This window comes from Candidatus Marinimicrobia bacterium CG08_land_8_20_14_0_20_45_22 (genome assembly GCA_002774355.1).
In the GTDB taxonomy this organism is placed as follows: Bacteria; Fidelibacterota; UBA2242; order UBA2242; family UBA2242; genus 0-14-0-20-45-22.
Map to the genome: position 1 here is coordinate 1 of PEYN01000032.1, position 10614 is coordinate 10614.

Genomic DNA, 10614 nt, shown 5'->3' on the forward strand with positions numbered 1-10614 from the left:
ACGCTTCAAATCGCTAAAAAATATTGTCGTCGGGCAGAGATCACTTTTTGGTCGAAAACCTCCGAATTCTTCTTTCTTGTCGGAGAATCACACCGATTCCCCACTTTTCTGGGGCAGACCGTTTCCTTGTTCGGCTGGCCTCGCGCGTTCGGCGTTTCGACCCGGGGCTTACAATTTCCTCTCGTCGCTGAAACATTGGGCGAAGGTTCGCGTGGCGCAAGCAATTCAGCCGTTCTTGACAATGTGATCATCGAGATAACGCATGGAACTTTATTGATCGTAAAAATTGGATGGGCGATTTGAACGCTTTTCATATCGGGACAGTCGATCAAATTCTCGTGATCGCTTATCTTTTTGGCGTTTTATTCGTCGGGCTTCGTTTTGCAAAAAGCTATCGGAACGACGTCGATGATTATTTATTGATGGGCAGAAAACTGTCGTTACCGGCTTTCGTTGCAACACTTGTTTCAACTTGGTACGGCGGAATTCTCGGAATTGGCGAATTTACACATCGATTCGGCATTCTCAGCTGGATCACGCAAGGACTTCCCTATTACGTTTGCGCGATCGCATTTGCCTTCTTTCTCGCACCCCGCATCCAAAAGAGCATGACTTACACGATTCCAGATTTGCTGACCAACCGATACGGACGACGCGCAGGTTTGGTCGGCAGTCTCTTCGTTTTTATTTTAGTTACACCCGCTTCACATTTTCTTATGACCGCTCTATTGTTTCGCTCCATTTTCGGAATTCCATTCTGGTGGGGATTCGCGGTTGCGGTACTTTTTTCGACTTTCTACGTTTTCTTCGGCGGTTTGCGCTCAGATGTCATGACCGATATTTTGCAGTTTATTCTCATGTTTGCCGGATTCGCTATTCTGGTCGTCGCTCTGTTCGCCAAATTTGGAGGCTGGTCATTCCTCAAAGCAAATTTACCGCCGTCGCATCTATCACCAACGGGTGGTCAAAGCATTCAGACGATCATCGTTTGGTTTTTTATCGCGTTGTGGACATTTGTTGATGCGGGATTTTACCAGCGCTGTTCAGCGGCAAAATCACCGCGAACCGCCAAATACGGCATTCTAATTTCTGTCGTGTTTTGGGCGATATTCGATTTTCTCACAACTTCTGCGGGATTATATGCCCGAGCGATATTTCCGGAAATCGAGCCGCTAATGGCTTTCCCAACGCTGGGTGGACAGATTTTACCGGTCGTTTTTCGGGGAATTTTCTTCATTGCCCTCTTGGCTACAATCATGTCCACTCTAGACTCCAACTCATTCATCGGAGCAATTACGTTTGGACGCGATTTCGTCTGGAGAATTCGCGGACGCGGCAACATCAATCACTATACGCAAATCGGGCTGGTTGTGACCGTCGCTTGTTCGGCCTTATTGGTATGGTTATTCCCATCCGTCGTTAAAATCTGGTATCTGATCGGTTCGCTTTGTGTGCCGGCACTGTTCATCCCGCTCATCGCGAATTTTGTTCCGAAGTTGCGACTGAGATCACAAGCGGCTTTCTTGAGCATGATCGTATCATTTTTGGGAACGCTTGGATGGTTGGCTATTGGAATCCAGCGCGGAACGATGACTGATCCGGTTTATTTAATGAACATTCAGCCATTTTTTGTCGGATTTTTCCTGTCACTTCTGATAACGGGAGTCGATTGGATCACGGCAAAATCAAAACACACTTCCTATTCCTGATAAATTCTTTTCTCCCAAACAAATCAGAATCATTGATGTTGATTTAGTCGTCGGATTATGATAAATTTCGACGCTATTTATGAATAGAGCTATTTTTACTAATGCTGGGCGATTAGCTCAGTTGGTCAGAGCATCCCGTTCACATCGGGAAGGCCATCCGTTCAAATCGGATATCGCCCACTTGGAAGGCAAGGTTTTGAGACAAGTAGCAGAAGATCAGACCCAAATAACACATAAAGATTGCACCGCCTTAGGTGCAATTTTCATTTTTACACAAGAGAATTGGAGGAAATATGTTAACTGAACTCAGCAGATTGGTTATACTTCAAAAAATTGACCTCAGATTGCTTGAGATAAAACAGAAAAAAGGCGATTTGCCGCAAGTCGTCGAGACGCTTCAACATGCTTTGCAGAAGCTGGACACAGAGCTGATCGCAGACACCAAACGTCAAAAAGAAATCACACTCGAAATGACCCGTCTTGATAGTCAGATAGCCGATGATAAACAACGTCTGACAAAATTTCAGGATCAACTCTATCTCGTCACATCCAACAAAGAATACGATGCTCTGACCTTTGAGATCGATCAAATAAAACAAAATATCGATAAATCAGAGTACACAATTTTGACACTCTCGGATGAAACGGACAAATTGAAGGAATCAATCAAATCCAAAACTCTCAGCCGCCAAGAAAAATCTAAGGAATTGGAAGTCCGAGCGGCAGAGTTGGAAAAAATGAACCAGTACACAAAAGAAGCCTATGAAAAAGCGATGGCAGAGCGGGAAAACATTCTGGAGATGATTCCGTTAAGATATATTCGTGAATACGATCGCATCGCCAATGCTAAAGAAGGCATCGCCGTTGTGTCCATTCACCAGATGTTTGAAGAAAAAGTAGATAAAAAGGGAAATGTTGAATATATTCCAGGGCAGGTTTTTTGCAGTGGTTGCCACAAGATAGTCCCACCTCAGAAAGCCGTTGAAATCAGATCTGGAAATCAAATCATCCGTTGCGAATTTTGCGGTCGAATGTTGTATCAGGACAAGTCCAGTGAAAATCGCACGTTAAACGAGGAGGAAATATTCTGAAGTTGGTCGGGCAGTCGCCCCGATCCGATCGGGGAGGAAAGTCCGAACTCCGCAGGGCAGGGTGTCCCGTAACACGGGATCGCGTGAGTGAAGGAAAGCGCCACAGAAACGATACCGTCCGCCTCTGGCGGACAAGGGTGAAATGGTGCGTCCTGCAATTAAGCGGGATCAAAGTAAGAGCGCACCGTCCCGATTGCGAAATCGGGAGCTGGGCAAACCCCACCCGGAGCAAGATCAAGCAGGGAAATGGAATAGCCCGTTCCTACAATTTCCCGGGTAGATCGCTTAACCTCAGCGGCAACGCTGAGCGTAGATAAATGACTGCCGCCCCGATTCATCGGGGCACAGAATTCGGCTTATAGACCAACTTCACTATTATTGTGATCATGAAGCAGAATTGGATTTTCGCACCTGCAAAGCCTCAAATAGTAAGGGAAATTTCCACCGCAAGGCATCTACCGCATGTCATCGCCGCCGTGCTGGCAAACCGAAATTTTTCCAACCCTGACGCGATCGACCGGTTCTTCAATCCAAGTCTCGATGATTTGCATGATCCATTTCTGATGACAGACATGAGAAAAGCCGTTACCCGACTCGAACAAGCGATGATGAATAAGGAAAGTGTCGTGATATGCGGCGATTACGATGTTGATGGGACGACAGCGACTTCGCTTCTTTTTCTCTCCTTGCGGGAAATCGGATTTAGAATTTCTTACTACATTCCTGATCGCGATAAAGAGGGTTACGGGCTGTCAAAACACGGAATTGATTATGCCATCCATGAAGGCGCTTCACTCATCATTACCTGCGATTGCGGCATCAATGCTAACAACGAAGTCGAATATGCCAATCAGAATCATGTCGATGTCATTGTTACCGACCATCACGAACCGAGCGAAACTTTGCCTCCGGCTACGGCTATTCTGGACCCCAAACGCGGAGATGACTCTTACCCATTCAAAGATTTGTGCGGCGCTGGTGTCGCGTTTAAACTCCTGCAAGGATTTCTCATTAACAACAATCTGCCTCTTGAGGATATTTATAGACATTTAGATCTTGTAGCAATTGGCACAGCCGCTGACATCGTTACTATTTTAGATGAAAATCGGACAATGGTTGCTAAAGGAATCGAAACTCTCAACGCGAGCCAGAAAATTGGCGTGCAAGCCCTTGTAAAAGTGTCGGGCTTTGAAAACAAGAAGATGAACGTCGTAAATATCGTCTTTGGTCTCGCGCCGCGAATCAATGCCGCTGGACGTTTGGGCGAAGCTACCCGCGCCGTCCGACTTCTGACCTCTTTCAATCAGGAAGAATCAAACGCTCTTTCCGCAGAACTCGAGCAGGAAAATAAAAACCGCCAGAGCATCGAACGCGAAACGATCAATAGCGCTATTCTTCAACTCAACGCAACGCACGATCTGGATAGCGATAAAATTTTAATCCTTTCCGATACGAATTGGCATCACGGCGTCATTGGAATCGTCGCCAGCAAATTCAAAGAAACTTACAATCGACCAGTCGTCATGATCGCCTTTCAAAACGGCATCGGTCGCGGTTCCGCACGTAGTATTCACGGATTCGACCTCTACGCCGCTTTTAGCCAATGTTCGGATTTGCTTGATAATTACGGCGGTCATAAAATGGCGGCGGGGCTAACAATTAGCGAAAAAAACCTACCAGCGTTCATTTCCCGTTTGAAAACTATTGCGGCAAAGTCGATAACTGACGAAATGCTTTTTCCGGGAATTTACATCGACACCGAAATCCAATTCAGCGAAATCAACCACGAAGTTCTGGATTATCTGAATAAAATGTCGCCGTACGGACCGGGAAATATGCGACCGGTATTCGTCGCAAGAAACCTTCAAATCCACGGCATGCCGCGGATCGTCGGCGAACAACACTTGAAATTTAAAGTCTCCAAAGATCGCACCGTATTCGGCGCCATCGGCTGGAAGATGGGCGAGTTTTACGAGATGTTAATCAGTAATCGACCTTTGGATATGGCTTTTGTAATTGAAGAAAACGAATGGAATGGAAATAAAGAAATCCAACTCAGTATCAAGGACATACGTTATTCTGAATCGACTCATTATTAATTGGAGGGCTTTGCTTCATGTTTAAAAGTAAAATTTCCGGCATTGGAAAGTATGTTCCGGAAAATGTAGTTACCAACTTCGATCTTGAAAAAATGATGGACACCAGCAACGAATGGATTGTCGAGCGCACCGGCATTCACGAACGCCGCTTTGTCACGCAACCAACCGGCGCGTCTGATTTAGCGCTTCCAGCGTCGCGTGAGGCGATTCAGAACGCCGGGCTTCAGAACTCCGACATCGATTTGATCATTGTCGCCACAACTACTCCCGAGCACTCATTTCCCGGAACAAGTAGTTTTCTACAGGCATTGCTCGAACTTCCGAATGTTCCGGCGCTTGATGTGAGAGTTCAGTGCTCCGGTTTTATCTATGGTCTTTCCATCGCCGACCAATTCATTAAAACCGGTCAATACCGCAACATTCTTCTCGTCGGCGTCGAAGTTCAATCAGTCGGGATGAACATGACGACGGAAGGACGCGACATTGCTGTCCTTTTCGGCGACGGCGCCGGTGCGATTATCATCAGTCGCTCGGAAGATGAAAGCGAAATTTTCTCCACGCATCTTTTCGGCGATGGCAGGTTTGCGAAAGAATTATGGGTTGACGCACCGATTTGCGACCGCTCACCACGCATTACGCCGGAAATGATTGCCGAGGGAAGAATTTATCCAAAAATGAACGGCAGACAGGTTTTCAAGCACGCTATCTCACGTTTCCCGGAAGTCATCAAAATTGCAATCAATGCGAATTCTTTGACGCTGGACGACATTACGTTGATCATCCCACATCAGGCAAATCAGCGTATTACCGAAGCCGTCGCCCAGCGACTCGAAATCCCACAGGAAAAAGTGTACAGTAACATCCACCGATACGGGAACACGACAGCCGCCTCCATTCCGCTCGCCATGTACGACGCATTGAACGAACAACGGTTTCGCAAAGGAGACCGAATTGTTCTCGCCGCCTTCGGGTCTGGATTCACATGGGCTTCCGCTTTGATCAAATGGTAGTCATTAACTAAATTTATATCGGCACCGATGATCCGAAACAACTTAATCCAAAACGAAAACTGACAAGCATGGCGACCGCCCACTTTCGCACATTGAAACAAATTCCCAAACGTCGCAAGGCTTGGATGCAAACCGGGACTGTTTTACTAATTATTTCGATCGTCATTGCGATGGCGCTCTGTTTCCCGCGAGCACACTACAGCACGCTGAATTATAAAGTCAACGACATCACGCGGATGCCAGTCATTGCGCCTTTCGATTTTCCCATTTTAAAAAGCGATAAAGAACTGTCTGATGATCGCAATGAGGCGTTAAAAAAAGTTCCGTTCGTTTTTATTCAAGACGAGAGCATTGATGAAGCTGAGATTCGGTATCTCAACCGGTTTTTAGAGGAAATCAACGCGCTTCAATCTGCTAAAAACAGATTGGAAGAATCCCGAAAATCCAACGAACCACATTCCCAATTCGAATCCGATTCCAGCGTTTACCGATCATTAATCGAACGCTTCAAAAATCAACATAAGATTGAACAAAATTCCCCATTTCAAAAAACCTTGACAGCGAACTCAAAATCTTTACTGACACCGGCTTTATCAAACCAAATTCGCCAAATTTTAATTGACCTATACAATCAACTCATTATTGACATTCCCAAGCAGGAAATCACTTCGGAGAAAATTTCCATTCAGCAAAAAGGCGAAGAGTTGCTCGAAGAAACATCGCACGTGCTATCTTTAGAAGAAACATGGACGAAAGCAAAGCGAATGCTTAATGCCCGCTATCCGGACGACGAGCAGATTGTCAATTTCAGCTACGAAATTATCATCCAGTTCATTAAACCCAACCTGATCTTTCAGCGCGAAATTACCGATGCACGTCAGAAAGAAATGCTAAGCAAAGTACCGATCAGCAAAGGCGTCGTCCTCGAGAACGAAAAAATCGTCGACGCCAACACGCGAGTAACACCCGACATTTTTCGGAAGTTTGACTCTCTGCTGAAAGAGCGCGCCAGACGCTCCAATATCCGCGGTGGTTTACGAAAAACCCTACCGATAGTTGGAGATCCCATTTTGTTTTTCGGACAGGCGGCAATGATCGGAATCATCTTTTCGTTTTTTCTGATTTATCTCTCCGCATATCAATCCTCCATCATTCATAGCGCGAAAATGATTACACTCATCGGAATCATCTTTCTCATTCAAACGTTTCTAACATCGATTTTCGTTGAGAAATTCGCCATTTCGGAATACATCGTTCCCATCACGTTCGCCGCCATTACATTAACGATTTTATTTGACAGCAAGATTGCGTTCGTCGGCATCTCGACATTGGCAGTAATCGTCGGCGCACAATTGGGCGGGAATATCAACTTCATCATCACCTCGATTTTTGCCAGTTCATTAGCGATCTATTCAGTGCGCAAACTGCGCCAGCGAAGCCAAATTTTCCGCGCCATCCTGATCATCGTCGCCGCCTATTTGGTAAGCATTTGCCTAACGGAAATGCTCCGGTTTTCTTCATCGAAAGAAATTCTTAACCATTTATTATACGCCGGAATCAATGGCGTCATTTCCCCCGTCCTGGCATACGGAACGATCGGCCTGTTTGAAAGCGCATTTGGAATAACGACCGACCTAACGTTGCTGGAATTGGCGGATTTTAATCACCCGGCGCTTAAACTGCTTTCCAAGGAAGCAACCGGCACATTCACCCATTGCGTCACCGTGGGAAATTTAGCCGAAGCCGCGGCGGATGCGATCGGGGCAAATGCGCTTCTCGCGCGGGTTGGCGCTTATTACCACGATATTGGAAAAGTAACCAAGCCGGAATATTTCATCGAAAACCAATCGTACGATCTAAATAAACACGACAGTCTGGCGCCGAATCTCAGCGCGCTCATCATCATCAATCACGTCAAGGAAGGCATACGCCTTGCCGCGGAATTTAAATTGCCTAAAATCGTCGCCGACTTCATTTCGACACATCACGGCACGACTCGCATCGAGTATTTTTATAACAAGGCATTAGAACAGGCAGAAAATCCCGCAGACGTTAATGATTCTGATTTTCGCTATCCTGGACCGAAACCGAATACAAAAGAGACCGGCATCGTCATGATCTGCGAAACGATCGAAGCCGCTTCACGCTCTTTGGATAAACCAACGATCGGAAGTATCGAAAAAGTTATCGACATGATCATCGAAAAACGTCTGAATGAAGGACAATTCGACGAATGCCCATTGACGCTCGCCGATCTCAAACGAATCAAGGGAGACATTAAAACCAACGTGGGAATTTTACCCATTCTCAAGGGAATTCATCATCTCCGGATCGAATATCCCGGTCAGGAAAACCAGATGAAAAACGAAAAAAACAGTTCATCTCCATCGCGGAAAACCTGATATATGCCAAGCATCAAGATCATCAACGAATTTCCACCTCTCTTTTTGTTGCAACCCGCGTTCGAACGCATGGCTTATCACATTGCCTGCAAAGAACAAATCGCCATTAAATGCGTCAGCGTCATCGTTACAGACGATGCCAAATTAAATGAATTGAAAAAGCAATATTTCGGCGAAGACCTAATCACCGATACAATCAGTTTTAACTATAACGAACCGGGCGAACCCATCGAGGGAGAAATTTATCTCAGCATCGATCGGATTCGGGAAAATGCCCAAAAGATCAAATGCGATTTTGAAAAAGAACTCGCTAATGTGTTCATTCATAGCCTGCTTCACCTTCTTGGCTATAATGATGACACGGTGCGAAACTCTAAACAGATGTTCGCTCTCCAGAACTTTTATCTTCACCAAATGAATACGACACGGCTTTACCGTAATCGTTCTAAACCCACTTCTAAAAATAATGACTGAAACCAGCAAAGAATTTGACAATCTGGTGCATATCGTTAAAACCCTTCGCGGCGATCATGGTTGCGAGTGGGATAAAGCCCAGACACATAAATCGCTAACGCCATATCTCCTCGAAGAAACTTACGAAGTTCTCGAAGCGATTCAGGATAATCAACCAGATAAACTGAAGGAAGAACTCGGCGATCTACTTCTCCACGTCGTTTTTCAGGCTGAGATCAGCGAAGAGGAACAGGCATTTAATCTGAACGATTCAATACGCTCAATCAACGAAAAATTAGTCCGCCGACACCCGCATATCTTCAGCAACGTCCAAGTAAATCTGAAAGAAATCAAACAAAATTGGGAACAGATCAAATTGAAGGAAGGCCGAAAATCTCTCATGGAAGGTCTTCCCAAAACAATTCCGGCTTTACTTCAGGCGCGACGCGCGCAAGAAAGAGCCGCACAAGTCGGTTTCGACTGGGATGACATTTCGGAAGTCTGGGCGAAAACAAAGGAAGAATTGCAGGAATTGGACGAAGCGGTTAAAAACGGAGATCACGAACATATCATCGAAGAATTTGGCGATACGCTTTTTGCTATCGTCAATCTCTCCCGCTTTCTCAACCTCGATCCCGAAGCGGCATTGCGAAAAAACGTGAAGAAATTCATCACCCGCTTTCAAAAGGTCGAAGAGGATTTCGCCTCGCGCGGCGTATCAATGAAAAACGCCACCCTAGCAGATATGGATCAGGTCTGGAATGACGTTAAGCAAAAGGAAAGTCAGTATCCGCCGGATTCCAACTCTCAGACAAAAACGGAATAAGCCTCTTTATTTACAATACTTACGAATCTACTCCAAACCACTTGATCATCATTTCATAAATACTACTTGACGGCTACCGTTTTTAAGTTTATATTCTTCTTAGGTATGAATAAAAAGTTATTTGAAATTCAATCCTGCAGTGGCATTGCGGATAAAATTATTGGAACCAACACCACTAATTTGGGAACTGTACTCCGAGTGAGTAAAGCATGCCTCCTTGTTGAGGAAACTTGATACACTTGGGAGGTGCCCACCGTTACGATGCGGTTCCCCTAATTCCGCTTTTGTTCATTGCAGGATGAATTTTATAGGAAATTCGTTTGATTCGTGATCCAAGACTTAAGTGAAATGAATCTCCGGAATGCTTCTCAAATCCGCTAATAAATCTTCACGCTTTCGCAAGGGAATCCGCACCGTAAAAGTAATCAATCGGTCATCAAATCCCTGCTGGAATTCCGCAGAATATTTCCGCAAAATTCGCATAACATCGGAGTATTTGTCCATTGGCGATCCAATAACTAGCGCCGTCATGATTTCATAACCCTCTGCTCCGGATTGATCCAGCGCTTTTCCCGCCGTGCTTCCATAAGCTCGAATCAATCCGCCGATTCCCAGTTTGTTACCACCGAAATAACGAACGACGATACAAACCACATCAACCAGTTCTCTTCCTTCAATAGCGGACAGAATGGGCGGACCCGCGGAACAATGCGGTTCTCCTGCATCCGAACTGTGCGCAACGACATCGTTATTCTGAAAAATGCGGTACGCCCAACAAATATGGTCGGCTTTTCGGTGTTCATCTTCGATTTCTGCAATGCGCTTCCGAACCGTCTCAGCAGAATTGACTTTCGTACAGTAAGCAATGAATTTGGAATTCTGGATTTTGGTCTGATAAGTGCAATTTTTAACGATTTGTTTCAACACGATAATCTCATTCAATAAATCCTATCGGTCATTTTAATATCATCAGTTTCTTCGTAATAGACTTCTGTCCGTACTGAATCATCAGAAAATGAATTCC

General features: G+C 45.4%; 9 protein-coding genes, 1 tRNA gene and 2 other RNA genes. 11 read left to right on the forward strand and 1 reads right to left on the reverse strand.

All coding sequences use genetic code 11. The features are described 5' to 3' along the window. From COT43_02240 to ssrS, 11 genes are all read left to right on the forward strand, one after another. The coding region (locus COT43_02240; protein ID PIS30165.1) for a hypothetical protein at positions 1-303 on the forward strand (303 nt) is incomplete at its 5' end. Beyond that, positions 291-1709 (forward strand): hypothetical protein, encoded by a 1419-nt coding sequence (locus COT43_02245; GenBank protein ID PIS30166.1) that lies wholly within the window; start codon positions 291-293, stop codon positions 1707-1709. The genes COT43_02240 and COT43_02245, both read left to right, overlap by 13 nt. Before the next feature lie 106 nt (positions 1710-1815). Then, positions 1816-1889: transfer RNA gene (locus COT43_02250), tRNA-Val, on the forward strand. A gap of 113 nt (positions 1890-2002) precedes the next feature. Next, the gene (locus tag COT43_02255; GenBank protein ID PIS30167.1) at positions 2003-2800 is read left to right on the forward strand and encodes a hypothetical protein; all 798 of its coding nucleotides are present in this window, start codon (positions 2003-2005) and stop codon (positions 2798-2800) included. Continuing rightward, positions 2799-3175, forward strand: an RNA gene (rnpB, locus tag COT43_02260) — RNase P RNA component class A. Before COT43_02255 ends, rnpB begins: the two co-directional genes overlap by 2 nt. Before the next feature lie 11 nt (positions 3176-3186). Then, entirely contained in the window at positions 3187-4899 is a 1713-nt protein-coding gene (gene recJ, locus COT43_02265; protein ID PIS30168.1) for a single-stranded-DNA-specific exonuclease RecJ, read from the forward strand. Positions 4900-4916: 17 nt separating this feature from the next. Then, on the forward strand, positions 4917-5909 hold the full coding sequence (locus COT43_02270; GenBank protein ID PIS30169.1) for a 3-oxoacyl-ACP synthase: 993 nt from the start codon (positions 4917-4919) through the stop codon (positions 5907-5909). A 68-nt stretch (positions 5910-5977) separates the two neighbouring features. Further along, positions 5978-8311 (forward strand): hypothetical protein, encoded by a 2334-nt coding sequence (locus COT43_02275; protein ID PIS30170.1) that lies wholly within the window; start codon positions 5978-5980, stop codon positions 8309-8311. A gap of 3 nt (positions 8312-8314) precedes the next feature. Further along, the gene (gene ybeY, locus COT43_02280) at positions 8315-8785 is read left to right on the forward strand and encodes an rRNA maturation RNase YbeY (protein PIS30171.1); all 471 of its coding nucleotides are present in this window, start codon (positions 8315-8317) and stop codon (positions 8783-8785) included. Further along, positions 8778-9590 (forward strand): nucleoside triphosphate pyrophosphohydrolase, encoded by an 813-nt coding sequence (locus tag COT43_02285; GenBank protein ID PIS30172.1) that lies wholly within the window; start codon positions 8778-8780, stop codon positions 9588-9590. The genes ybeY and COT43_02285 overlap by 8 nt, the downstream gene beginning before the upstream one ends. A gap of 128 nt (positions 9591-9718) precedes the next feature. Then, positions 9719-9893: non-coding RNA, 6S RNA (ssrS, locus tag COT43_02290), on the forward strand. Between the two features lie 36 nt (positions 9894-9929). Here ssrS and COT43_02295 read toward each other — a convergent pair. Then, a complete protein-coding gene (locus COT43_02295) occupies positions 9930-10523 on the reverse strand; it encodes a YigZ family protein (protein ID PIS30173.1) in 594 nt (197 codons plus the stop codon). Positions 10524-10614: the final 91 nt, after the last annotated feature.